The organism is uncultured Streptomyces sp., from assembly GCF_947488945.1.
Classification (GTDB): domain Bacteria; phylum Actinomycetota; class Actinomycetes; order Streptomycetales; family Streptomycetaceae; genus Streptomyces.
In genome coordinates this window covers 262,006-285,404 of the sequence record NZ_CANLBS010000010.1, presented here as the reverse complement: position 1 = coordinate 285,404, position 23,399 = coordinate 262,006, and the positions used below count along the sequence as shown (strand labels likewise).

The following is a 23,399-nucleotide window of genomic DNA, read 5'->3' as shown; positions in this document are numbered from 1 at the left end:
GCAGCACCGTCCTGGAACAGATCACCACCCACCTCGGCACCCACCGCGCCTGGGAACGCTTCACCCCCCAGATCTGAGGACGGCGGACGGTCCGGGGAGGTCCGGCGGCCGGATCGTTCCCGGAGCGTTCGGTGAAGTGCTGTTCGCGGGGCAGACGTCCCCCGCGAACAGCACTTCTGTGCGACGCCGGCAATGAGCGAGGAGACGTGACATGGCTGTGCACCCGGGCGAGTCGCGCGGACACCTGCTGCCCGTGAGCATCCGGCTGCCGGGGATCCTGCTGGGGGTGGGGCTCGGCGGATTCGTCGACGGCATTCTGCTGCACCAGATCCTGCAGTGGCACCACATGCTCACCAGCACCGACGACGACCGGATCGGCGTGAAGTACTACTCGCCCCGCACGGTGTCCGGACTGGAGATGAACACCGTCTGGGACGGCGTCTTCCACGCGATCTGCTGGCTGGCGGTCCTGGCGGGCCTGGCCGTCCTCTACGCCCGCGTCACCCACGACCGGCGCAGCGTGTGGACCTCACGGGTGCTGTGGGGGTGGATCCTCGCCGGCTGGGGCCTGTTCAACCTCGTCGAGGGAGTGCTGGACCACCAGATCCTCGGCATCCACCACGTCCACGACGGTCCCCACCGGCTCTGGTGGGATCTCGGCTTCCTGCTGCTGGGTGCCCTGCTCCTGGTCGCCGGGTACCTCCTGCGGCGCGGCGGCCGGTCCTTCGACCCCGAGGCGCCGGAGGTCCCGGAGCGGCCGGACGCGACGGGGCGGCCGGACGCGACGGGGCGGCCGGACGCGACGGGGCGGCAGGGCTGACCGGCGCCGGCATGCACCTCACCCACACCGACGGCCACACCCACGTTCCCGCCGGGCACGACGGCACGGGGGAGACCTGGGCGCCTCTGGCGGCCGCCCTGCTGCTCGCCTGCGGGTACCTGCTGCTCGCCCGGCGGGCCCGGCGGCGCAACCCCGCCCGCGGGTGGCCGCGCCGGCGGACCGCGAGTTTCCTCGCCGGGTGCGCTCTGCTCGGCGCGGCGCTGGTCCCCCCCCGTCTCCACGTTCGGCCACACGGACTTCCGCGGGCACATGACGCAGCACCTGCTGCTCGGCATGTACGCGCCGCTCCTCCTGGTCCTCGGCGCGCCCGTCACACTGCTGCTGCGGACCCTGCCGGCCGCGCGCGCCCGAACGCTGACCCGGCTGCTGCACACCCGGCCGGTGCGCGTGCTCACCCACCCCGTTCCCGCGCTGCTGCTGAGCACCGGGAGCCTCGCGGCGCTGTACTTCACCTCCCTGTACGACGCACTGGCCCGCCGGCCGGACCTGCACGGGCTGACGCACGCCCATTTCGTGCTCTCCGGGTGCCTCTTCGCCCACGCGATCGCCGGCCCCGACCCCGCCCCCTCCAGGCCCGGCGTACCCGCCCGGATCGCGGTCGTCGGGGTGGCCGTCGCCGCCCACGCGACGCTGTCGCAGCTCATGTACGGGGGTTACCTCGTCGACGTGCACGCCCCCCTCGAACAGGTGCGGGGCGGTGCGGAGATCATGTACTACGGCGGTGACCTCGCCGAACTGCTGCTCGCGGCAGCCCTGGTCGCGACCTGGAGGCCGGCGCGGAGTCCCGGTGCCCGGAGCCGGCCCGGCTCCGCGACGGCCGGCGGCACGGGCGGACACGGTGAGCGCGGTGCGAGGGAGCCGGTCCGGCATGGCGGATGACGGGACGGCGGGCCGCGGGGCGCCGGGAATCCTCGCCCGTGCGGCGCGCTGGTGCGGGCGGGCCGTGCGGGAGGCGGACGCCGAGCGGAACACCCTGCTGCTGATCGGCAAGAGCACCCTGGCCGCCACCCTCGCCTGGCTGGTGGCGTACGACCTGATGGACGCCCCTTCCCCGGCGTTCGCGCCGTTCTCCGCGGTGACGATCATGTACGTCACCGTCTACCAGTCCGTGGTGCAGTCCCTGCGCTACGTCGGAGCGGTCGCGGCCGGGGTCGCCGTCCAGGGGGTGTTCGGCTTCCTCGCCGGCCCCGATCTGCTGACCTTCGTCCTGGTGGCGGTGATCGCCCTGGCGCTCAGCCGGGCACGGGTGCTCGGCGCGCAGGGCCCGCAGGTGGCGACCGCGGCGTTCTTCGCGTTCTCGACGTACGTCAGCGCCACCGACCCCGCGAGCAGAGCCGGGCAACTGGGACAGATCGTGCTGCTCGTCCTCATCGGCTGCGCCATCGGCACCGCGGTCAACGTCACCGTCGCCCCGCCGCTGCGCTACCGCAGCGCCGAGTACGGCGTGCGCGTGCTCGCCCGTACGCTCCACGAACTGACCGCCGACATGTACCCGGTGGTGCGCGAGGGCGGCCTCGACGCGGGGACCACCGCCGGCTGGCGCGACCGCGCCGCCCGGACCGGCGGCCTGATCGAACAGGCCAGGGCCGGCCTCGACACCGCGATGGAGAGCGTCCGCTACAACCCGCGCCGCCTGGTGCGCCGCCACCGGCGCCATCTCACCTTCGAGGGGTACGCCTCCGTGCTCGGCGCCCTGGAGCGGACCCTGTACCAGTTGGCCTCCATGACCAGGAGCCTCGACCAGTGGCAGGACGAGGAGGACGCCTACGTCTACCAGCCGTTCCTGGACCGGTACGCCGCCTTCCTGGAAGCGGTGTCCGGTACGGCGCTCACCCTGAGCACGCTCGACGAGACGACGCTGCCGCAGCAGACGGAACGCCTCGCCCGGCTGGCCGGCGAGGCCGAGGACCGGTGCCGAGAGGTCGTCGAGGAGGCCGCGGCACGCGCCCTGCCGCTCGCCGACCCCGCCCGGCCCTACGGCGTCCTGGTCGTCGAGGCGACCCGCCTGTCGGAAGAGGTCCGCTACACCTGCGACACCCTACGCAGTTGGGTCGGGGCCTGAAGGGCCGGCTCGCGGCCCTTCACGCCGTCCGGACCGTGCGACCGTCCGGACCGGGCGACCGTCCGGACCGGGTCAGCCGGCCTCGCGGGCGATGCCGAACAGGGCGCCCTCCGGGTCGCGGACCATGGCGGCCCGCTCGCTCACCGGAAGCCAGCGCTCCACCGTCGCACCGCCGAGCCGCACCGCCTCCCGCACGGCCGCCTCGACGTCCGGCACCGGGAAGTGGGTGTTCCACCGGGGCCAGGCGGCGGCGCGACCGGGGCCCGCGCCGCCGCCGGAGGCGATACGGGCCGCCACCCGGCCCTCCTCCCGGAGCATCACCCCGTCGTCCTCGTAGGCCACCTCGCAGGAGCCCGGCACGTCCGGCGCCCAGTCCAGGACCTCGCCGTAGAAGATCGCGGAGGCGAACGCGTCGACCGCCTGGAGGTCCAGCCACCAGGGCCGCTGGGCCCGCCAGGAGGGCCAGTTCGGCACGAGCTCCCCCTGCCAGAGGCCGAAGCGGGCGCCGTCCCGGTCCGCGGCGATGGCGCCCCGGCCCACGGGGTAGCTGAGCGGTCCGACCGCGAGTGTCCCGCTGCGCTCCCGCACCCGGGCGGCGGCCTTGTCCACGTCCGCCACCGCGAAGTACGGGATCCAGTCGACCACCGTGCGCTCCACCGTGGGCGGCGAACCGAGCCCCGCCACCGGGACTCCGGCGCGCATGGCCACCCGCATCCGCTCGCCCAGTTCGGTGGGGCGGAACTCCCAGCCGAGCACGGCCCCGTAGAACTCCTCGGCCGTCTCGACCTCGGAGGTGCTGAGCTGGGTCCAGCAGGGTGCGCCGAGGCCGCCGCCCGGTCGGGTGCGCGCCCCCGGCTCCTCGGACTGCCGGTCGGTCATGAGGGGATCCCTTCCTGTCGCGCTCGATGGGTACCGCGACCCCGGTGAACCGGGTGCCGAGCCGTGGCCTGCCCGCCGGGGGACGCCGCCCGCACCCGCGCACCGGAGCCGACGCCGCTCACGGCGTCACCACCGATTGTGCCTGCACGGAGGTCCCGGAGGACGGCGCGGAGGTGCGCGCCGCGCGGCGGATCCGAAGCCGCGCACCGCCGGGGCGGGGCCGCGGGCGGCGCGGGCGGGCCGGGAGGACGGCAGGTCAGGACCGCGCGGGCGGGGCCGGCCGGGTCCAGGTCTGGCCCTGCAAACGCTCGATGTCGTGGTTGAACCGGGTGAGGTGGGCGGCGAAATCCGCGACCTCCTCGGCGGTCCAGTCCGCCATCACCGTCTCCAGCGACCTGATGCTGCTGGCACGGTCGGCCGCCAGCCGGCGCTCGCCCTCCGGGGTCATGCTGAACTTGCGGGCGATGCCGCCCTCCGGGTCGGGGATGCGCTCCACCACTCCGGCCCGCAGCATCGCGGCGGTCTGCCGGTTCAGGGTGGAGGCGTCCAGCCCGAAGGCGGCACTGAGCTCGCCGATGGACATCGGGCCGTCCATCTGGAGCCTGCTGAGCAGAAGGTAGGCGCTCTGGTCGAGCAGTCTGGTGGCATTGCGCTTGCGCGCGTTGAACAGATGCGAGTGCCGTCCCAGCAGCATCGCTTCGTACTCGACCAGATGAGTCGGCTTGTCCTCGTGCGCCATGCCCCCATTCTCACCCCCCGCCGGGCCGTGCCCGGCACCGGCCCGCCGCTCCCGGCCCCCGCCGAACGGTCCGGGCCCGCGCACGGCGTGCATCCCCGCCGGACGGCTCGTACCGGCGTGTACGTACCGGCGCACGCGTCGGTGCTCGCACCCGCGCCCGCGACCTCAGGAGGCCGCCTCCACGCGTCCCGCGTCCACCTGTCCCGCGTCCGCGGGATACGGGTCCGCGAGATTCGCGTCCGCGGTCCGCGCGCGCGGGACGACCACGGGGGAGCCGTCCACCGGGGCCCGGAGGATGTCCGCCTCCACCCCGTACAGGCTGCGCACCAGTTCCGCGTCGACCGTGTCGCGGGGGGCGCCCTCGCCGACCACCTCGCCGTCCTTCATCGCGATGACGTGGTCCGAGTAGCGTGCGGCGGCGGCCAGGTCGTGCTGGACCATGACGACGGTCCGGCCCTCGCGGGCCACCGTACGCACCAGTTCGAGGACGTCCACGACGTGGCCCAGGTCCAGTGCGCTGGTCGGCTCGTCGAGCAGCACGACCGGGGTCTGCTGGGCCAGCACCATCGCCAGCCAGCAGCGCTGGCGCTGCCCGCCGGAGAGCCGGTCCAGTCGTTCGCCCGCCAGTTCGGTGGTGGAGGTGGCCTCCAGCGCCTCGCGCACCGCCCGCTCGTCCGCGCGGGACCACTGGCGCAACAGCCCCTGGTGCGGATGGCGGCCGTAGCGGACGAGTCCCGCGACCGTCACCGCCTCGGGCGCGCGCGGCGACTGGGGCAGCAGGGCGATCCGGTGGGCGGCCTGCCGCTGCCCCGACTTCCACACGTCGGCCCCGTCCGCGAGCACGGTGCCCCGCGAGGGGCGGTGCAGCCGGGCGAGGGCGCGCAGCAGGGTGGACTTGCCGCAGCCGTTCGGGCCGACCACGGAGGTGACCGTTCCGGCGGGCGCGGAGAAGCCGACGTCCCGGACGACGGCCCGGCCGGGGTAGCCGACGTGCAGGCCGCGGACCTCGAGACCGGACGGCGACGACATGTTCTTCATGGGAGGGTTCACGCCTTTTCCGTGGTCCGGTCCGAGCGGAAGAGCACCCAGAGCAGGAAGGGGCCGCCGAGGACGCTGGTGATGACGCCGACGGGGAGTTCGACGGGGGCGACGACGCGGCCGAGCGCGTCCGCCGCGGTGGTGAGGGCCGCGCCGGTGAGCGCGGAGCCGATGACGGGTACCCGGGTGGGGCCCGAGAAGCGCTGGGCGAGGATCGGGGCCGCCAGCGCGACGAAGGCGATGGGCCCGCCGATGCCGACGGCGATCCCGGCCAGCGCGACCGCCAGGGCGAGCGCGAGCGCGCGCACCCGGCGCGGATCGACGCCGAGGGTGGTGGACACGTCGTCGTCGAAGCGCAGGTACTGGAGCCGGTGGGCGGCCGCCAGGGCGAACGGCAGCAGGATCGCCAGGGCGGTCAGCAGCGGTGTGCCGACCGACCAGTCACGCCCGTTGAGGCTGCCGACGGCCCACAGGAACACGCCGCCCGCGGTGTTGTCGTTCTCGCGCGACATCAGCAGGTCGCTCACCGCGCCGATGAACGTGGAGACGCCGATGCCGGTGACCAGGACGCGGTAGCCGGCGGTGCCGGCGCCCCCCGCGCACAGCACGACGAGGACCGCGGCGGCGACCGCCCCGACCGGGCCGAGCCACCAGACCCCCACCATGCCCACGGAGGAGCCGGCCGCGGCGGCCACCACGGCGGCGGTGGCGCCGTCGTTGACGCCGACCACGTCGGGCGTGGCGAGGCGGTTGCCCGCCAGGGTCTGGGTGAGGCAGCCGGAGACGCCGAGCGCGGCGCCGATCATGAGGCCGACGGCGACCCGGGGAAGACGGAACTCACGGATGATCATCACCGTGCCGGGATCGCCGGTGCCGAGAAGCCCGGAGACGGTGTCGGGGAGGCTCATGCCGGTCGAACTCGCCAGGATCGCGAGGACGACGAGGACGAACGCCACCGGCGTCAGCACCGCCGCGGCCAGTGCGCTGCGGCGCGGGAAGAGCCAGGAGTAGGCGCCGGCCCGCAGCACCGCGCTGTCCGGCGGGGTCACGTCCGGCAGGACGGCGGTGCCGGTCCGGTCCGGTTGCGGCTCCGCGGTGCCGGCCCGCTCGACGTACGAGTCCCTCATGCCGACGCTCCCGCCGTGGAGAGCCGGGACGAGCGGGCGATCCAGATCAGCAACGGCCCGCCCACGAAGGCGAGGAGCACGCTGACCGGGGTCTCCCAGGGCCGGATCACGATCCGGGCCAGGATGTCGGCGAAGATCATGACATTCGCCGCGATCAGTGCGGAGAGCAGGAGTTGGGCCGCCATCCGCGCTCCCGCCACGACGCGTGCCGCGTAGGGGGCCAGCAGCCCGAGGAAGGCGATCGGGCCGGCGATGGCCACCGCGCAGCCGGCCAGCAGCGACACCGCGCCCGCCACCACCAGGCGTACCCGTCCCGGGTGATGGCCCAGCGAGCGGGCGCTGTCGTCGCCGAGCCCGAGCGCCGACAGGGGGCGCGCGCAGGCGAAGGCGGTGGCCAGCCCCACGGCGATCAGCGGCAGCAGCGGCAGGAGCGCGGCGGCCTTGACCCCGGCGAGCGAGCCGATCGTCCAGTACCGGTAGGTGTCGAACGTCGACTGGGTGCCCAGCAGGACGTAGGAAGTGAGGCCGTGGAAGGTGGCGCCGAGCGCGGAGCCGGCGAGGACCAGGCGCAGGGGCGAACTGGAGGTCCGGCCGGAGGACGCCATCAGGAGGACCACCGCACTGGCGGTGATTCCGCCCAGAAGTGCCCATACCAGGAGTGAAGTAGAGGAGTTGGCGCCGAAGAAGGTGAGTCCGAGTACCACCGCGAAGGCGGCTCCGGCGTTCACGCCCAGCAGGCCGGTCTCCGCGAGCGGATTGCGGGTCGCGGCCTGCAGCAGGCAGCCGGCCGTCCCGAGGCAGATCCCCACCAGTGCCCCCGCGAACGTACGCGGCAGCCGTACGTCCATGACGGCGAGCCGCAGTTGGGCGTCGGCCCGCGCGGCCGGATCCCCCGTCAGGAACTCCCAGGCGCGGGCCGGTGAGCTCGATCCCGTTCCGACGAGCAGGGAGAGCAGTCCGAGGGCGAGGAGGGCGGCGAGGGCCACGGCGGCCCACCGGAAGGGGTGGCCGCCGGGCGGGACGGGCCGGCGGCCGGAGGGGAGACCGGAGGGCAGGGCCCTCGGGGGTGGGCCCACGTGCACAGACGACATATGGTTAGCCTAACCTAAGTGCGTCGGCCCGGAGCTGGCGGCCCCTGCGGCCGTCACCCTCCGACGAACCGTCTCATGGCCCGGACCAGGGGTGAATTGTGCCCCGGTCCGGCCCGGTGCTCCACCTGTCAGCGCGAGCGGGCCCCACCCGCACGATCAGCCCTCCGGAGGTTTTCAGGCCATGGCGCCGAACCCGTTCTCCCCGTCCCGTTCCACCCGCTACGCGCTCGTCGCCGCCGCCGGCGTCTGCGCGCTGGCCCTCACCGGGTGCGGATCCTCGGACGGGGACTCCGCTTCCGGAGACACCCGGAAAGCGGCCTCCGTCACCGTCACGGACGCGGCGGGCACCGAGGTGAAGGTCCCGGCATCTCCGAAGCGGGTCGTGGCGCTCAGCGAGATGGACCTCGACTCCGCCCTCGCCCTCGGCGTCGAGCCCGTCGGACTCACCGCGGGCCGCGGCCAGAAGGGCGCCCCCGGTTACCTCGCCGACCAGGCCGCGTCCATCCCCGTCGTCGGCGCCGTCACCGGCCCGGACATCGAGAAGGTCGTCCAGGCCGAGCCCGACGTGATTCTCGCGGGCCAGTCCGCCGACGCCCAGGTGCTCGCGCAGCTCCGCAAGATCGCACCGACCCTCGTGACCATCGGCGGCGACAAGGACTGGAAGAAGTCCCTCGAACTCACCGGCAAGGTCCTCGGCAAGTCCAACGAGGCCGAGAAGTTCCTCGCCGGCTACGACGAGAAGGCCGCCGCGCTCAAGAAGGACCTGGGCGACCGGGCAGGTTCCGAGGTCTCCGTCGCCCGCTACTCCGCCAAGGGCAGCGCCGTGATGCAGCAGGGCGTCTTCATCAGCGACGTGCTCAAGGACCTCGGCTTCACCCGGCCGGGCATCCAGAACGAGCAGGGCGAAGGCCACTCCACGCCCATCAGCGCCGAGAACCTCGACGAGATCGACGCCGACTGGCTGTTCATCGGCACCCTGACCTCCACCACGGGCGACACCGCGCTCCTCGGCGAACTGGCGAAGGAGCCCGCCTACCAGCAGCTAGACGCGGTCGGGAACGACCACGCCACCGTCATCGACGGCTCCAAGTGGACCAGCCTCGGCGGGGCGCAGGCGGCCGTGTCGGTGCTCGACGACATCCGGGCGGCGATGGTCAAGTGATAGCGGCGCACGAGGAGTTGGCCGGTCGTCTCGCGCTGGTCACCGGCGCGGGCCGGGGGATAGGAGAAGCGGTCGTCGAGGCGCTCGTCGCCCGCGGCGCCCGCGTCGTCGCCACCGACCTCACCGGTGACGGCGTCGAAGCCCTCGCCGCGGAACACGGGCCCCGCGTCGTCGCCCGCACGCTCGACGTCACGGACGCCGACGCCGTCGAGGCGCTCGTCGCCGACACCGAGGACACCGTCGGACCCCTCGACATCGCCGTCAGCGTCGCCGGCGTGCTGCGCCACGCGAACGTCGTGGACGTCACCGACGCCGAATGGGCCGCCACCTTCGCCGTGAACACCAACGGCCCCTTCCACGTGGGGCGTTCCGTCGCCCGGCGGATGGCGCCGCGCGGCCGGGGATCCCTCGTCACCGTCGCCTCCAACGCCGCGGGCGTCCCGAGGGCCGGCATGGCCGCCTACGCCGCGTCCAAGGCCGCCGCCGCCATGTTCACCAAGTGCCTCGGCCTGGAGATGGCCCCGTACGGCGTCCGCTGCAACTCGGTCTGCCCGGGATCGACCCTGACCGACATGCAGCGCGCCATGTGGACCGCCCAGGCCCCCGGCCAGGAGGAGCAGGCGGCCCGCCGCGTCGTCGAAGGCGACCTCGACGCCTTCCGGACCGGCATCCCGCTCGGCCGCATCGCCGACCCCGCCGACATCGCGGACGCCGTCGCCTTCCTGGCGTCGGACCGCGCCCGCCACATCACCCTGCACGACCTGTACGTGGACGGCGGAGCCACGCTCCGGGCCTGACCCCGGACCGGTCCCCGCCCGACCTTGTCTCGACGCTCGCGTCGCCCGGCGCGGCGCGAGCCCTCCCCCAGGAGACAGCCATGACCACCTTCCTGCCCGAAACGGCCGCCACCCCCGGGCCCGCGGTCGTTCCCGGCGAGGCGACCGCCCTGCTGGATGCCTACCGCCCCGGCACGGACCGCTTCCTCGCCACCCCCCGCCTGACCCTGCTCTGCACCGGCGCCGCGGCCGAACTGGCCGAGGACGACCGCCCGGTGACCGAACGCGTGCAGGAACTCCTCGACGCACGCCGGCTCGCGGGCGACCCGGAACCGATCGTCGTCGGCGCACTGCCCTTCGACCCGTCCGGCCGCCCGGCGCTCGTCGTCCCGGAGACCGTGCGCCGCGCCCCCGCCCTCCGCGAGGACCCGCTGATCGCGCTGCCCGCGCCCGAACCGTCCGACGGCGGCGGCTGGCACGTCCGCGAGGTACCCGCCGCCGCCGATTACCGCGACGCCGTCGCCGCGGCGGTGGACCGCATCAACGCCGGCGAACTCAGCAAGGTCGTGCTCGCCCGGACCCTGGAACTCACCGGCCCGCAGGACGCCGACCTGCCGGCCATGCTCGGCCGGCTCGCCCGCCGCGACCCCGGCGGCTACACCTTCGCCGTCCCCTCCGGCCCTCGCACCACCCTCGTCGGCGCCAGCCCCGAACTCCTCGTCGCCCGGAGCGGCGGCGTCCTGGTCGCCAACCCGCTCGCCGGCTCCACCCCGCGCAGCGCCGACCTCGCCGAGGACGTCCGACGCGCCGCCGCCCTGCTGGAGTCCGCCAAGGACATTCACGAGCACGCCGTCGTCGTCGACGCCGTGCGCGCCGCCCTCGCGCCGTTCTGCACCGAACTCGACGTGCCCGAGCGCCCCACCCTGGTGCGTACCGCCACCATGTGGCACCTGTCGACCACCGTCACCGGCCGGATCGCCGACCCCGGCACCACCGCGCTGGACCTCGCGTCCGCGCTGCACCCGACCCCCGCCGTCTGCGGCACCCCCGACGACACCGCCCGCCGGGTCATCGCCGACTCCGAGCCCTTCGACCGGGGCCTGTACACCGGCATGGTCGGCTGGCAGGACGCCGACGGCGACGGCGAATGGGTCGTCACCCTCCGCTGCGCCGAGGCCGAGGGCGCCACCCTGCGGCTGTTCGCCGGCGCCGGCGTGGTCGGCGACTCCTCGCCGCAGGCCGAGACCGACGAGACCGGCGCCAAGTTCCGTACGTTCCTGAACGCCGTGGGAGCCACACTGTGACCGCCGAAACCGTGACCGCCGCGGCCATCCCCGCACCCCTGGCCACCACCCCCGGCCTGGACGCCCCCACCTGGCCCGCCGCGTTCGCCGAGCGCTACCGCACCGCCGGCCACTGGCGCGGCGAGACCTTCCCCGGCATGCTGGGCGAACGCGCCGCGGCCCACCCGGACCGGACCGCCCTGATCGACCCGGCCCCCGAGCGGCGCACCTGGACCTACCGCCAACTCCACGAGCGGGCCGAGCGGCTGGCCGCCGGCTTCGCCGCCCGCGGCATCACCAAGGGCGACCGGGTCGTCGTGCAGCTCCCCAACACCGGCGAGTTCATCGAGACCGTCTTCGCCCTCTTCCGGATCGGCGCGCTGCCCGTCTACGCCCTGCCCGCCCACCGGGAGACGGAGATCGGACACTTCGTCTCCTTCTCCGAGGCCGTCGCCTACGTCGTCCCCGACCGGCACGCCGGCTTCGACCACCGGGCCCTCGCCTCGGCCGTCCAGGAGCGCAATCCGGGACTGCGGCACGTCTTCGTCGCCGGGGAACCCGGCGAGCACACCGCCCTCGCCGACGTGGACGGCGACCCGGCGGCCCTGCCCGCCGGACCGGAACCGCACGAACTGGCCTTCCTCCAGCTCTCCGGCGGCACCACCGGGGTCTCCAAGCTGATCCCGCGCACCCACGACGACTACCTGTACTCGCTGCGGGGCTCCAACGAGATCTGCGGCGTCGACGCGGACACCAGGTTCCTCGTCGTACTGCCCGCCGCGCACAACTACCCGATGAGCTCGCCCGGCTGGCTCGGCGTGCTCCACGCGGGCGGCACCGTGGTGCTCTGCCCCCGACCCGACCCGGCCACCGCCTTCCCGCTGATCGAGCGGGAGCGGATCACCATGACCGGCCTCGTCCCGCCGCTCGCCCTGGTCTGGACCGATGCCGCCCCCGCCGCCCCGCACGACCTGTCCAGCCTCGCACTCGTCCTGGTCGGCGGCGCCAAGTACAGCGAGCAGGCGGCCCGGCGGCTGCGCCCCGCGCTCGGCTGCACGCTGATGCAGGTCTTCGGCATGGCCGAGGGCCTGGTCAACTACACCAGGCTGGACGACGACGAGGAGACGATCGTCTCCACCCAGGGCCGGCCCATCTCCCCGGACGACGAGATCCGCGTCGTCGACGACACCGGGAGGGACGTCCCCGACGGCGGGTCCGGCCATCTGCTCACCCGCGGCCCGTACACCATCCGCGGCTACTGGCGGGCACCGGAGCACAACGCCCGCGCCTTCACCGAGGACGGTTTCTACCGCACCGGCGACATCGTCCGCCGCACCGCCACCGGCCACCTGGTGGTCGAGGGCCGGGCGAAGGACCAGATCAACCGCGGTGGCGAGAAGATCGCCCCCGAGGAGGTCGAGAACATCATCCTCGCCCACCCCGCCGTGCACGACGTGTCCGTCGTCGCCGTCGAGGACGAGTACCTCGGGGAACGCTCGCTCGCCTACGTCGTCCTGCGCGACGGGGCAGGCCCCCTGAAGCCCGTCGCGATCAAACGCTTCGTACGGGAACGCGGCATCGCCGCCTACAAGGTTCCCGACCAGGTGCGGTTCGTCGACGCGTTCCCGCAGACGGCCGTCGGCAAGGTCAGCAAGAACGGGCTGCGGTCCACCGTCGCCCCGCAGCAGCACTGAAGGAGCACACCCGTGGCACTTCCCGCCATCGCCCCGTACCGGCTCCCGGCCGGAGACGAACTGCCCGCCAACCGGGTCGCCTGGACGGCCGACCCCGCGCGCGCCGTGCTGCTCGTGCACGACATGCAGAACCACTTCCTGCGCGCCTTCCCGGCCGGCCGGGAACCCCTCACCGGCCTGATCGGCAACACCGCCCGCCTGCTGGAACGCTGCCGCGGCCTCGGCGTCCCCGTCGTCCACTCCGCCCAGCGCGGCGGCCAGACCCCCGAGGAGCGCGGCCTCCAGCTCGACTTCTGGGGACCCGGCGTCGCCGACGACCCCGAGGCGCTCCGCGCCCCCGACGCCGTCGCCCCGCTCCCCGGCGACCACGTCGTCACCAAGTGGAAGTACAGCGCCTTCGTCCGTACCCCGCTCGCCGACATCCTGCGCGAGACGGGCCGCGACCAGCTCGTCATCGCCGGCGTGTACGCGCACATCGGCGTCATGATGAGCGCCGCCGACGCCTGGCAGCGCGACATCCAGGCGTTCGTCGTCGGCGACGCCGTCGCCGACTTCTCCCGCGAGGACCACGACATGGCCCTGCGCTGGGCCGCCGGCCGCTGCGCGGTCGTCACCACCACCGACGCGCTCTTCACGGAGGTCTGAGACGATGCCGCTCACCCTGGAACTCATACGCGCCGACGTCGCCGACTGCCTCGGCGAGGACCCCGCCGACATCCCCCTCGACGAGAACCTCGTCGACCACGGACTCGACTCCGTCCGCATCATGGCCCTGCTGGAGCGATGGCGCCGCGACCACGGCGTCACCGCCGACTTCGCCGACCTGGCCGAACAGCCCGCCATCGAGGCCTGGGCGCCCCTGCTGGGGGCCGCGTGAACACCGGGACCGCCGCCCCGGCCCGCCCGCCCGCCGAGGCCGCCGACACCGTACTGCCCCTGACCGCGGCCCAGTTGGGCATGTACTACGCCCAGGCGCTCGATCCGCTCAGCCCCGCCCAGAACACCGCCGAGTGCCTGGAGATCGCGGGCCCGATCGACCCCGGTCTCTTCGCCGCGGCGCTGCGCCGGGTCGTCGCAGAGACCGACGCCCTGCGCGTCCGCGTCGAGGAGACCCCCGACGGCCCTCGCCAGCACGTGCGAGCCACCGTCGAACTGCCGCTGACCGTGCGGGACCTGCGCGGTGCGAAGGACCCGGAGCAGGAGGCCCGCGCCTGGATGCGCGACGACCTCGCGCAGGTCTGCGACCTCTCCACCGGTCCGCTCTTCCGGCACGGCCTGTTCCGCACCGGCGACGACCGCTGGCTCTGGTACCAGCGCATCCACCACCTCGTCATCGACGGATTCGGCTACTCCCTGCTGGTCCGCCGTATCGCCGACGTCTACTCCGCGCTCGCCGCGGGCCGGGAGCCCGGCCCGCGCACCTTCGGCACCCTCGCCTCCCTCGTGGAGCAGGACGCCGCCTACCGCGCCTCCGAGGCGTACCAGGACGACCGGGTCCACTGGACCGAGGCGTTCGCCGACCGGCCGGAAGCCCCGCACCTCGCCGGGCGCGGCGCACTGCCGTCCCGCACCTTCCTGCGCCGCACCGCGCACCTCCCCACGGCCACCGCCGACCGGCTGAAGGACCTCGCCGGAACGCTCCGCGCCACCTGGCCCGAGATCGTCGTCGCCGCCCAGGCCCTCCACACCGCCCGCGCCACCCACCGCACCGACGTGGTCCTCGGGCTGCCCCTGATGGGCCGGATGGGCTCGGCCGCCCTGCGGATACCGGGCATGGTGATGAACGTGCTGCCGCTGCGGCTCACCGTCGCCCCCGACGACACCTTCGCCGGACTCGTCCGCCAGGTCGTCCTCGGCATCCGCGGCGCCCGCCGCCACCAGCGCTACCGGTACGAGGACATCCGCCGCGACCTCGGCCTGCTCGGCGAAGGCCGCGCCCTGGTCGGCCCGCTGGTCAACGTCATGCCCTTCGACTACGACGTCTCCTTCGCCGGCGCCCCGGCCACCGCGGGCAACCTCTCCGCCGGACCCGTCGAGGACCTCACGGTCAACGTCTACGACCGCGCCGACGGGCGCGGACTGCGCGTCGACCACGACGGCAACCCCGCCCTCTACGACGAGGCCGCGCTCGACGCCCACCAGGCACGCTTCGTCTCCCTGCTGGAACGCCTCGCCGGCACCGACCCGGCCCTGCCGCTCGCGGTCCACTCCCTCGGCACACCCGCCGAACACGCCCTGGTGGTCGAGGAGTTCAACCGCACCGACCGCGACCTCCCGGCCACCACACTGATCGGCCCGATCGAGGCACGCGCGCGGGCCAGGCCCCACGCCACCGCCCTCGTGCACGGCTCCGTCACCCTCACCTACGCCGAACTCAACGACCGCGCCAACCGGCTCGCCCGGCACCTGCGGACGCTCGGCGCCGGCGTCGACACCGTGGTGGCGCTCAGCCTGCCGCGCTCCGTCGACCTCGTCGTGTCGCTGCTCGCCGTCCTCAAGACCGGCGCCGCCTACCTGCCGCTCGACCCGGACTACCCGGCGGAGCGACTCACCGGCATGCTGGCGGACGCCCGCCCCGTCTGTGCCGTCACCGACACCGCCGACCGGCTCCCCGCGGACGCGGGCACCCCCCGCGTCGTCCTCGACGGCCTCGACCTCTCCGGCCACCTCGCCATCAACCCCGCCCGCCCGCTGACCCCCGCCCACCCGGCGTACGTCATCTACACCTCCGGCTCCACCGGCCGTCCCAAGGGCGTCGTGGTCTCCCACGGGGCGATCGACAACCGGCTGCGCTGGATGCAGCACGCCTACCCGCTCACGCCCGAGGACCGGGTGCTCCAGAAGACCCCGTCCTCCTTCGACGTCTCGGTCTGGGAGTTCTTCTGGCCGCTGCGCCAGGGCGCCACCCTCGTCGTCGCGGACCCCGGCGGCCACAAGGACCCGGCCCACCTCTCCCGCGTCATCGCCGAACAGGCCGTCACCACCTGCCACTTCGTGCCTTCCATGCTTCAGGTCTTCCTCGCGGAGGCCGACGCCGGGCAGTGCGGCGGACTCAAGCGCGTCTTCTGCAGCGGGGAGGCGCTGCCGCGGGAGACCGCGCACGCCTTCGCCCGCGTGCTGCCCGGCACCGAACTGCACAACCTGTACGGGCCGACCGAGGCCGCCGTCGACGTCACCCACCACCCGTGCAGCCCGGAGGACGACGGGCCGGTGCCGATCGGCAAGCCGGTCTGGAACACCCGCCTGCACGTCCTCGACCCGGCGCTGCGGCCCTGCCCGCCCGGCATCCCCGGAGAGCTGTACCTCGCCGGACGCCAGCTCGCCGACGGCTACCTCGACCGGCCCGGCCTCACCGCCTCCCGGTTCGTCGCCGACCCGTTCGGCGCCCCCGGCAGCCGGATGTACCGCACCGGCGACCTGGCCCGCTGGACCGCCCTCGGCGAGGTCGAATACCTCGGCCGCACCGACCACCAGGTCAAACTCCGCGGCCAGCGCATCGAACTCGGCGAGATCGAGGCCGCCCTCGCCGCCCAGGACGGCGTCGACGGCTCCTGCGCCCTGGTGCGCGAGGACCGCCCCGGAGACCAGCAGCTCGTCGGCTACGTCACCGGCGGCGCCGACCCTTCCGCGGTGCGCGCCGGCGTCGCCCGCCTCCTGCCCGAGCACATGGTGCCCACCGCCGTCGTCGCCCTCGACGCGTTCCCGCTGAGCCCGGCCGGAAAGCTGGACCGACGCGCTCTGCCCGCACCGGTGTTCACCGGCACCGACGGCGCCCGCCCGCCCGCGAGTCCGTTGGAGGAGACCCTCACCCGGCTGTTCGGTGAGGTGCTCGGAGCCGAGCGGGTCGGACCCGACGACGCCTTCTTCGACCTCGGCGGCACCTCGCTGCTCGCCATGCGGCTGGTCGCCCGGGTCCGCGAGGAGTGCGGCGCCGGACTGACCGTCGGCTCGCTCTTCGCCGCACCCACCCCGGCCGCCCTCGCCGCCCGCTTCGAGAACGGGCAGGTGGCCGAGGAGGACGCCCTCGACGTCGTCCTGCCGCTCCGCACCGGCGGCTCCCGCCCACCCCTGTTCGCCTTCCACCCGGCGGGCGGCATCTCCTGGTGCTACGCGGGCCTCGCCAACCGCCTCGGCCCCGACCAGCCGCTGTACGGGGTCCAGGCCCGCGCCCTCACCGAAGACGGCCCGCTGCCCGGCTCACTGGAGGAGGAGGCCGCCGACTACGTCGCGCGCATCCGCGAGGTCCACCCGCACGGCCCTTACCGGCTGCTCGGCTGGTCCGTCGGCGGAGTCCTCGCCCAGACCGTCGCCGTGCTGCTCCAGGAAGCGGGGGAGGAGGTCCAACTGCTGGCCCTGCTCGACGCGTTCCCCGCCGAACAGTGGCGCGAGAGGCCCGCGCCCGAGGAGGGCGACGCGCTCACCGCGGTGCTGCGGATGGCCGGCCTGGAGCGCACCGGCGAACGCACCCGCGAGGACGTGCTCGCCACCCTGCGCGAGGCGGGCAGCCGGCTCGCCGGACTCTCCGACCGCACGCTTACCCGCGTCGTGGACGTCGTCCCGAACCACGCCCGCCTCATGCGCGAGCACCGGCAGCGGACCTTCCGCGGCGACCTGGTCTTCTTCACCGCCGCCGCGCCGAGGGCCGAGGACTGGCTGACCCGCGAGGCATGGCGGCCGCACGTGACGGGTAGCGTCGTCAACCACGACCTGGACTGCACCCATCCACAGATGCTGCGGGACCAGTACCTCGACCGGATCGGCGACGTCCTCGTCGAACGCCTGAAGGAGTGGGACGCGTGAGTGCCGCACCCGGACCGTTCGCCCCCGGCCCCCGGCCGGGGCGGCCCAGCCGTTCCGTGCCGGCGGGCGCCGCCGGACCGCGGTCGCCGTGGCCCGTCGAGCACGAACGGCCGGACGGCCGGACCGTGCGCTCCGGTCCCGCTCCGCGGCGCGAGTGTGCGCGGCGGACCGGCGCCGGCGCGGCGTGAACGCGCCCGCCGTGCTCCGGCCCGACCCCTGGACCGGGCCGCCGAGCCGCCCCGCCGCACCGGGGCCCGTGCCCCGGCTGTGGCTGGTCGGCGCGGCGGCGTTCCCGGCACACGGACCCACCGTCCTCGACGCCGCCGAACGCCGGCGCGCCGACGCCTTCCGCCGCCCCGCCGACCGCGCGGTCTACGTCGCCGCCCACCAGGCACTCCGTCAGGTGCTGGGCGCCCACCTGGACACGGACCCGGCCGCCGTCGAAATGACCCGGCTGCCCTGTCCGGGCTGCGGCGCCCCGCACGGCCGCCCCGCCGTCGCGGGCCCGGCCGGCGACCGGCTGCACTTCTCGCTCTCGCACACCCACGGTCTCGCCCTGATCGCCGTGGCCGACGCCCCGGTGGGCGCGGACATCGAGCAGCTCCCGGACCCGGAGCTCATCGAGGACGTCGCCGCCGTGCTGCACCCCACCGAACGCGAGGAACTCGCCCGCGCCGGGGCCGGGTCACGGCCTGCCGCGTTCGCCCGCTGCTGGACCCGCAAGGAGGCGTACGTCAAAACCACCGGCGAGGGCCTCTCCGGCCCTTCGGTCGCCGGGGTCTACCTCGGCTGCGGCCCGCACCCGGCCGCCCCGCCCGGCTGGACCGTCGCCGACGTGGAGGTCCCGGCCGGGTACGCGGCGGCCTGCGCGGTGGGGCCGGTGGACGCCTGAGGTCCGGGAAGGGCCGTTTCCGTACGGCCGCCGTGTGCCGAAGTGCCGGAAGGAGTCCCTCCGCGGCCGTTCCCGGCTAGTGTCCGTCGGATGACGCTCAAGGGGAAGTTGCGTGCCAGGACGACGGTGGCGCTGGCCGGTGCTGCTGCCGTGCTGGTGCTGGGTGTGGGCGGAGCGATAGCCGTGTCCGCCGAAGGCGACGGGCGCTCCGGCGCGACGCCGGTGTCCGATCAGACGCCGAGCACGGGAACCGCCGGTGTCACGGGCGGTGGAGTGAGCGGCGGTGGATCCGACGGCGGTGGTGACGCCGGGGGCACGGACACCGGCGGTGCGGACGGTGGTTCTGTCAGCGGTTCGGGCGGCACCGACGGCGGCACCGACGGCGGCGTCGCCGGTGCGGATGCGGGAGGTTCGACCGGGCCGGGGGACACCTCGGGGACGTCCGAGTCCCCGGGCGCCACGGACGCCCCGACACCGACCCCCACAGCTCCGGCGGACCTGGACGACCTGGCGGAGCGCATCGACGGTCTGGAGAAGAAGGTGGATGACCTACCCACCAAGCAGGAACTGGCCGACGCCCTCCGCGCCTTCGCCGACGCGCTGGAGCAGCAGGACTCGTAGTGCTCTTACGGATCACTGACAGAGAGATCGCAGGACCTGCTGGTCGCGACGAACGTGTTGCCCGCGACGATGCGCTGTGAGCTACGACCTTGCTGTGTGGGACGGCGACCGCCCATTCGACGACCGTGCTGCGAGCTCGACGTACGACGAGCTCTACGGGCGTCACCTGGAGTCGGACGATGTCGCCGTGCCTCCGGCGCCGCGCATCGTGGCGTATGTGGAAGCCCTCGTCGCACGGTACCCGGACGACGCCGACCACAGTGTCGTGTGGGCGTCGCCCCGAGTCATCGACGAGGCATCGGGCCCGATCGTGTACCTGCTCATGTCCTACGGCAAAGCCGAGGAAGTATCCGCGTACGCCGCTGCACTGGCCCGCGAGCACGGCTTGGTCTGCTTCGATCCGCAGGAGGAGTGCCTTCGGTCGTAAGTCGCCCGTGCTTCAGGGGGCGGCAGCCGAGGCTTCAGGCCGTCATCCCACGGCGCCGGCCTTCACCCCGCCCCACTCGCCCTATGACTTCGCCAGCCGGTAGCGCAGCCCCGGAGGCCGGCCCCCTCTCGGCCTCTCAGTGTCCGCCGAACGCTTCCACCAGCCCGTCGGCCAGTTCGGTGCGCCAGCACAGGTAGTCGTGACCGCCGTTGAACGGCACGTACACCGCGTCGTCGTACCCCGCCGCAGTGAGCGCGTCCCGCAGCCTCGCGGCGGCCGGCAGCGCCACCCACTCCTGGTCCCCGAAGGAGAGCCGCAGGCGCACCGGTACGCGCGGTGTCGAGGCGACGTACGAGGTCAGCCACTCGGCGTCCGGGCCGTCCGGCCACCAGAAGGAGCCCGACTGGGCCAGCACGTGGCCGAACCGGTCGGAGGCGGTGAGTCCGGCGTAGGCGGCGGTGAGCCCGCCCAGGCTCTGTCCGGCGATCGCGGTGCGCGCCGGGTCGTCCGTCAGCGGCAGCGACGCGGCCGCCCACGGCAGCAGTTCGTCCGTCAGGAAGGCGGTGTGCTCCGGGCGGCAGGTCAGCCGGTCCCAGCGCGTGTCCGGGTCCACCGAGTCGCTGAGCAGAGCGACCAGCGGCGGGATGCTGCCGTCGGCGATCAGGTTGTCCAGCAGGTGGGGGAGGCCCAGCAGCGGCCCCCAGTGCTCGCCGTCCAGCAGCACCAGGACGGGCAGGTCTCCGGCGGGCCGGTAGCCGGCCGCAGGTTCGTACCGCCACACCCGGCACCGGGCGCCGAGGTGTTCGCTGTCCAGTTCGTGCTCGGTGAGGACGCCGTGCGGCACGTCGTCGCGCGGGGTCCAGTCCACCGCCCGCGGCGCGGCCGGCAACTCCGCGTACGGGACCGGGTCCGCGCTCCAGCGCCGGGGCAGCCACGCGGGGTTGAGCGGGTCGCCGTGACGGCGGGTGCGCAGAGCGGGCCAGTAGCCGGGGTCCTCGGGCGCCGGGCCCTCGCCCTCGTCCACGTAGAAGTCGTACGTGCCCCGCCAGTCGTGGCGCAGGCGCAGTGTCCAGTGCCAGACGTCCGTCCCCGCCAGCCGCTCCATCAGGTTGCCCTCCGGCGCGCGGGGGTCGCCGATCTTGTTGGGCAGCACCTGGACCGCGCGGGTGGCCGGGGTGCCGCGCCGGAGGAACGTCACCGCGACGTGGTCCCCGCTGCCCTCCGGATCGGGGGTCACCAGCGGTGTGCCGCGCCGGCTCACCTCCCGCCAGTACGCCTCCACGCCTTCCGGGCCGGGCAGCGCGGCGGCGGGGGTGGCGATCCTCGGGACCGCGTCGGGGCGCGGGACGCGGGGCGGGCGGCGCGGGGCTCCGGTGGGGGGCGGGGAGACAGGCATGGCGCACTTCCGACGAGGGGTGACGGTGAGGTGGACCTTACCTTCGCAGGTCGGAAGCTGTGAAAGCGGCCTCCGAGTCACGATTTACTCGTTTGGTTAGGCTAACCTAAGCACGCACCTCCGGCGTTTCCTCGTGAACGCCGTCGACCGGTGCCACACGCGCTTCCGCCTTTCCTCTTCTCTGCTCAACAGGAGTCGAACCCATGAGTTCTGACAGACCCACCGGGACCAGCCGCATACCGGCGCAAGCGGCACGCGGCGCACGGGCCCGGCTGGTGCGGGTCGCCACCCTCACCGCCGGCGCGACCATCGGTCTCGGCGTGTTGTCGATGCCGATCGCCGCTGCGGGCGGGACCGGAGGGGTCGGACCGGCCGCGCTGGCGGCCGACGAAGTCGCCGCGCCCACCGTCACGCTCGCCTCCGCCACCGTGCGGGCCGGTGGCGACGTGGGGTTCACCGTCACGGGATTCCCCGCCTCGGCCAAGCTGAGCGTCAAGCTCGACGACGGCGCGCTCCTCCAGGCGTTCACCACCGATGCCGACGGCGGCTTCTCCGGCGCGGTGACCGTCCCCGCCGACACGGTGGCCGGCGGCGGTCACTGGCTCCGCTTCCTCTCGCCGGGCACCAGCGTCAAGAGCGAAGCCCTGACGGTGACGGCGGCCACCACCCCCACCCCGACACCCACCCCGACACCCACCCCGACGCCCGCTCCGTCCCCGACGAAGCCGGCCGAACCCGCTGCCCCCGCGGTCCGGCTGACGGGCACGAAGGTCGCCGCGGGCGGCAGACTCACCTTCGCGCTCTCCGGTTTCGCGCAGGGTCAGAACGTCACCGTCAAGCTGGACGACGACGCCATCCTCGCCCAGTGGACCGGCGCGGTGAAGGCGGACGGCACCTTCACCGGCACCGTCACCGTGCCCTCCGGCACCGGCGCGGGCGCCCACTGGCTGCGCTTCCTGGCCCCGAACCCGTCGACCAGCCTCAAGGCCGACTTCACCGTCACCTCCGCCGGCTCGGGAGGCTCCTCCGGTTCCGGCGGTTCCGGCGGTTCCGCGGGTTCGGCCGGCGGCTCCACGGGCGGCGGCGGCTCCGCCGGAGGCAGCGGGTCCACCGGGGGTTCGGGCTCCGGCGGGAGCGGTTCCGCCACGAACGGCTCAGGCTCCACCGGCTCCACCGGCTCCACCGGCTCCACCGGCTCCACCGGCTCCACCGGCTCCGGCTCCGGCGGGACGACGGGTGCGACCGGTGCGTCCGCGACCATCACCGCCGGCTCCAGCGTCGCGGCGGGCGGAAAGGTCTCCTTCCGGGTGACCGGCTTCCCCGCCGGCCAGCAGCTGACGGTGAAGCTCGACGACAGCGAGATCATCGGCCAGTGGTCCGGTGGGATCGGCGCCGACGGTTCGTTCTCCGGTTCCGTCACCGTCCCCCCGGGCGCCACGAAGGGCGCGCACTGGCTGCGCTTCCTCGCGCCCAACCCGTCCACCAGCCTGCGGGCCGACTTCACCGTCACCACCGGCGCCGAACCCGCCGCCGACGCCTCCGGTTCCGCCTCGGGCGGGTCGGCGGCCGGTGGATCGTCCTCCGCCGCCCCGGTCCCGGAGGCGACCGGCGATCCGGCCAGCGCCTCCAACGCGGCGGGCGCCACGGCGGAGATCACCGCAAGCGAGGTCCAGCCCGGCGGCACCCTGCACTTCAGGGTGAGCGAGTTCCCCGCCTCGCAGACCGTCACCATCAAGCTGGACGACGACGCGATCCTCGGCCAGTGGAAGGCCGACGCCTCAGGTGCGTACGAGGGCGACGTGGAGATCCCCGCCGACGTCACCGCCGGCGCTCACTGGCTGCGGTTCCTCGCACCCAACCCCTCGACCACCCTCAAGGTCGACTTCACGGTGATCGAGCCCGCCGCGGACGGCGCGGCCGCCGTCTCGTCCTCGTCCTCGGCGGAGGGTTCGGACGACTCCGGCGCGGCGCTCAGGACCGCCGCGTCGGTCTCCTCCCCGGACGACGGCGTGTCCTGGTCGACCATCGCCTGGGCCGCCGCGGCGGCCGCGGTGGGCGGTGCGGCGGGCGCCGCCGGAGCCACCACCTTCGTCCTGCGCCGCCGCACGCCGGAGACCCCGCCGGCGGTCTGACGGCCCCCGGCGCCGGCGGGCGCCCCTCGGCCCGGGCGGTCTGACGACCTCCGGGGCCGGGGTGGCACCCGCCCCGGCGCCCCGGGCCCGGCGGGCGTGCCCGGCCCGCGCGGCACCCGGTACGGGCATCCCGCACGGCCCGGCCCGCCCCGTACGGCATCCCGCACCGGCCCCCGGCCCGCCACGCGCGGGCATCCCCGTACGGCCTCCGGGCGCGGCACTCGCCCGTCCGGCTTCAGGGCGCCTTCGTGCCCGCGCGAGCGGTAGCCGCGCGGCCCTTCGGCATGCCCGGACGTTCCTCCCATGAACACCCAACTCCCTTACTGCGCACGATTTCTGACTGTGCGACGGATCACATCGGGAACGGCCAAAGTTAGGTAAGGCTAAGCTAACCTTTCGTTGTCGCTCCCCACTGCGGGGAGCCTCTGTCTAGGAGTTG

19 protein-coding genes and 1 pseudogene are annotated in these 23,399 nt (G+C 74.4%); 14 read left to right on the top strand and 6 right to left on the bottom strand.

Features of this window, described 5'->3' with window-relative positions:
- Positions 1-211: 211 nt before the first annotated feature.
- The 3 genes and pseudogenes from Q0994_RS18700 to Q0994_RS18690 all read left to right on the top strand — a co-directional run bounded on the left by Q0994_RS18700 (position 212) and on the right by Q0994_RS18690 (position 2,903).
- Positions 212-820: a DUF2243 domain-containing protein gene (locus tag Q0994_RS18700; RefSeq protein WP_299536211.1), complete on the top strand. Its 609-nt coding sequence runs from the start codon at positions 212-214 to the stop codon at positions 818-820.
- 86 nt (positions 821-906) lie between these two features.
- Positions 907-1,720, top strand: a pseudogene (locus Q0994_RS18695) (cytochrome c oxidase assembly protein).
- Entirely contained in the window at positions 1,710-2,903 is a 1,194-nt protein-coding gene (locus Q0994_RS18690) for an aromatic acid exporter family protein (protein WP_299536209.1), read from the top strand. The pseudogene Q0994_RS18695 and the gene Q0994_RS18690 overlap by 11 nt, the downstream one beginning before the upstream one ends.
- A 72-nt stretch (positions 2,904-2,975) precedes the next feature.
- Here the strand turns inward: Q0994_RS18690 and Q0994_RS18685 are convergent, their stop codons facing one another.
- The 5 genes from Q0994_RS18685 to Q0994_RS18665 all read right to left on the bottom strand — a co-directional run bounded on the left by Q0994_RS18685 (position 2,976) and on the right by Q0994_RS18665 (position 7,777).
- A complete protein-coding gene (locus tag Q0994_RS18685; RefSeq protein ID WP_299536207.1) occupies positions 2,976-3,782 on the bottom strand; it encodes a VOC family protein in 807 nt (268 codons plus the stop codon).
- A 256-nt stretch (positions 3,783-4,038) separates the two neighbouring features.
- Entirely contained in the window at positions 4,039-4,521 is a 483-nt protein-coding gene (locus tag Q0994_RS18680) for a MarR family winged helix-turn-helix transcriptional regulator (RefSeq protein WP_299536205.1), read from the bottom strand.
- 165 nt (positions 4,522-4,686) lie between these two features.
- Positions 4,687-5,559 (bottom strand): ABC transporter ATP-binding protein, encoded by an 873-nt coding sequence (locus Q0994_RS18675; RefSeq protein ID WP_299536240.1) that lies wholly within the window; start codon positions 5,557-5,559, stop codon positions 4,687-4,689.
- An 8-nt stretch (positions 5,560-5,567) separates the two neighbouring features.
- On the bottom strand, positions 5,568-6,686 hold the full coding sequence (locus Q0994_RS18670; protein WP_299536203.1) for an iron chelate uptake ABC transporter family permease subunit: 1,119 nt from the start codon (positions 6,684-6,686) through the stop codon (positions 5,568-5,570).
- Complete coding sequence (locus tag Q0994_RS18665; RefSeq protein ID WP_299536200.1) at positions 6,683-7,777, bottom strand: iron ABC transporter permease; 1,095 nt, start codon at positions 7,775-7,777, stop codon at positions 6,683-6,685. Before Q0994_RS18665 ends, Q0994_RS18670 begins: the two co-directional genes overlap by 4 nt.
- Positions 7,778-7,958: 181 nt before the next feature.
- Here Q0994_RS18665 and Q0994_RS18660 point away from each other — a divergent pair, with 181 nt between their 5' ends.
- The 10 genes from Q0994_RS18660 (at position 7,959) to Q0994_RS18615 (ending at position 19,432) form a co-directional block, all read left to right on the top strand.
- Positions 7,959-8,939: an ABC transporter substrate-binding protein gene (locus Q0994_RS18660; protein WP_299536198.1), complete on the top strand. Its 981-nt coding sequence runs from the start codon at positions 7,959-7,961 to the stop codon at positions 8,937-8,939.
- Positions 8,939-9,736 carry a 2,3-dihydro-2,3-dihydroxybenzoate dehydrogenase gene (locus Q0994_RS18655; RefSeq protein ID WP_299536238.1) on the top strand — a complete coding sequence of 266 codons (798 nt, stop codon included), beginning with the start codon at positions 8,939-8,941 and terminating at the stop codon, positions 9,734-9,736. Before Q0994_RS18660 ends, Q0994_RS18655 begins: the two co-directional genes overlap by 1 nt.
- 80 nt (positions 9,737-9,816) lie before the next feature.
- Positions 9,817-11,019 (top strand): isochorismate synthase, encoded by a 1,203-nt coding sequence (locus tag Q0994_RS18650; RefSeq protein ID WP_299536196.1) that lies wholly within the window; start codon positions 9,817-9,819, stop codon positions 11,017-11,019.
- A gap of 38 nt (positions 11,020-11,057) precedes the next feature.
- Positions 11,058-12,692: a (2,3-dihydroxybenzoyl)adenylate synthase gene (locus Q0994_RS18645; RefSeq protein ID WP_299536235.1), complete on the top strand. Its 1,635-nt coding sequence runs from the start codon at positions 11,058-11,060 to the stop codon at positions 12,690-12,692.
- Positions 12,693-12,704: 12 nt separating this feature from the next.
- A complete protein-coding gene (locus Q0994_RS18640; protein WP_299536194.1) occupies positions 12,705-13,337 on the top strand; it encodes an isochorismatase family protein in 633 nt (210 codons plus the stop codon).
- 4 nt (positions 13,338-13,341) lie between these two features.
- Positions 13,342-13,569: a phosphopantetheine-binding protein gene (locus Q0994_RS18635; protein ID WP_299536192.1), complete on the top strand. Its 228-nt coding sequence runs from the start codon at positions 13,342-13,344 to the stop codon at positions 13,567-13,569.
- The gene (locus Q0994_RS18630; protein WP_299536190.1) at positions 13,566-17,492 is read left to right on the top strand and encodes an amino acid adenylation domain-containing protein; all 3,927 of its coding nucleotides are present in this window, start codon (positions 13,566-13,568) and stop codon (positions 17,490-17,492) included. The genes Q0994_RS18635 and Q0994_RS18630 overlap by 4 nt, the downstream gene beginning before the upstream one ends.
- Before the next feature lie 184 nt (positions 17,493-17,676).
- A complete protein-coding gene (locus Q0994_RS18625) occupies positions 17,677-18,384 on the top strand; it encodes a 4'-phosphopantetheinyl transferase superfamily protein (protein ID WP_299536188.1) in 708 nt (235 codons plus the stop codon).
- A gap of 90 nt (positions 18,385-18,474) precedes the next feature.
- Positions 18,475-19,005 (top strand): hypothetical protein, encoded by a 531-nt coding sequence (locus Q0994_RS18620; protein ID WP_299536186.1) that lies wholly within the window; start codon positions 18,475-18,477, stop codon positions 19,003-19,005.
- 76 nt (positions 19,006-19,081) lie between these two features.
- Complete coding sequence (locus Q0994_RS18615) at positions 19,082-19,432, top strand: hypothetical protein (protein ID WP_299536184.1); 351 nt, start codon at positions 19,082-19,084, stop codon at positions 19,430-19,432.
- Positions 19,433-19,568: 136 nt separating this feature from the next.
- On the opposite strand, the gene fes is transcribed toward Q0994_RS18615, so the two are convergent.
- Entirely contained in the window at positions 19,569-20,828 is a 1,260-nt protein-coding gene (gene fes, locus Q0994_RS18610) for an enterochelin esterase (protein ID WP_299536181.1), read from the bottom strand.
- A gap of 203 nt (positions 20,829-21,031) precedes the next feature.
- Between fes and Q0994_RS18605 the strand changes: the two genes are divergently transcribed.
- Positions 21,032-22,960 (top strand): hypothetical protein, encoded by a 1,929-nt coding sequence (locus tag Q0994_RS18605; protein ID WP_299536178.1) that lies wholly within the window; start codon positions 21,032-21,034, stop codon positions 22,958-22,960.
- Positions 22,961-23,399 lie beyond the last annotated feature (439 nt).

Bases quoted from the DNA above. Each gene is read 5' to 3' on its own strand.
- Q0994_RS18605 (WP_299536178.1), top strand. From the start codon at position 21,032: ATGAGTTCTGACAGACCCACCGGGACCAGCCGCATACCGGCGCAAGCG.
- Q0994_RS18670 (WP_299536203.1), bottom strand. From the start codon at position 6,686: ATGAGGGACTCGTACGTCGAGCGGGCCGGCACCGCGGAGCCGCAACCG.
- Q0994_RS18665 (WP_299536200.1), bottom strand. From the start codon at position 7,777: ATGTCGTCTGTGCACGTGGGCCCACCCCCGAGGGCCCTGCCCTCCGGT.
- Q0994_RS18700 (WP_299536211.1), top strand. From the start codon at position 212: ATGGCTGTGCACCCGGGCGAGTCGCGCGGACACCTGCTGCCCGTGAGC.
- Q0994_RS18685 (WP_299536207.1), bottom strand. From the start codon at position 3,782: ATGACCGACCGGCAGTCCGAGGAGCCGGGGGCGCGCACCCGACCGGGC.
- fes (WP_299536181.1), bottom strand. From the start codon at position 20,828: ATGCCTGTCTCCCCGCCCCCCACCGGAGCCCCGCGCCGCCCGCCCCGC.
- Q0994_RS18690 (WP_299536209.1), top strand. From the start codon at position 1,710: ATGGCGGATGACGGGACGGCGGGCCGCGGGGCGCCGGGAATCCTCGCC.
- Q0994_RS18675 (WP_299536240.1), bottom strand. From the start codon at position 5,559: ATGAAGAACATGTCGTCGCCGTCCGGTCTCGAGGTCCGCGGCCTGCAC.
- Q0994_RS18620 (WP_299536186.1), top strand. From the start codon at position 18,475: ATGACGCTCAAGGGGAAGTTGCGTGCCAGGACGACGGTGGCGCTGGCC.
- Q0994_RS18650 (WP_299536196.1), top strand. From the start codon at position 9,817: ATGACCACCTTCCTGCCCGAAACGGCCGCCACCCCCGGGCCCGCGGTC.
- Q0994_RS18660 (WP_299536198.1), top strand. From the start codon at position 7,959: ATGGCGCCGAACCCGTTCTCCCCGTCCCGTTCCACCCGCTACGCGCTC.
- Q0994_RS18680 (WP_299536205.1), bottom strand. From the start codon at position 4,521: ATGGCGCACGAGGACAAGCCGACTCATCTGGTCGAGTACGAAGCGATG.
- Q0994_RS18635 (WP_299536192.1), top strand. From the start codon at position 13,342: ATGCCGCTCACCCTGGAACTCATACGCGCCGACGTCGCCGACTGCCTC.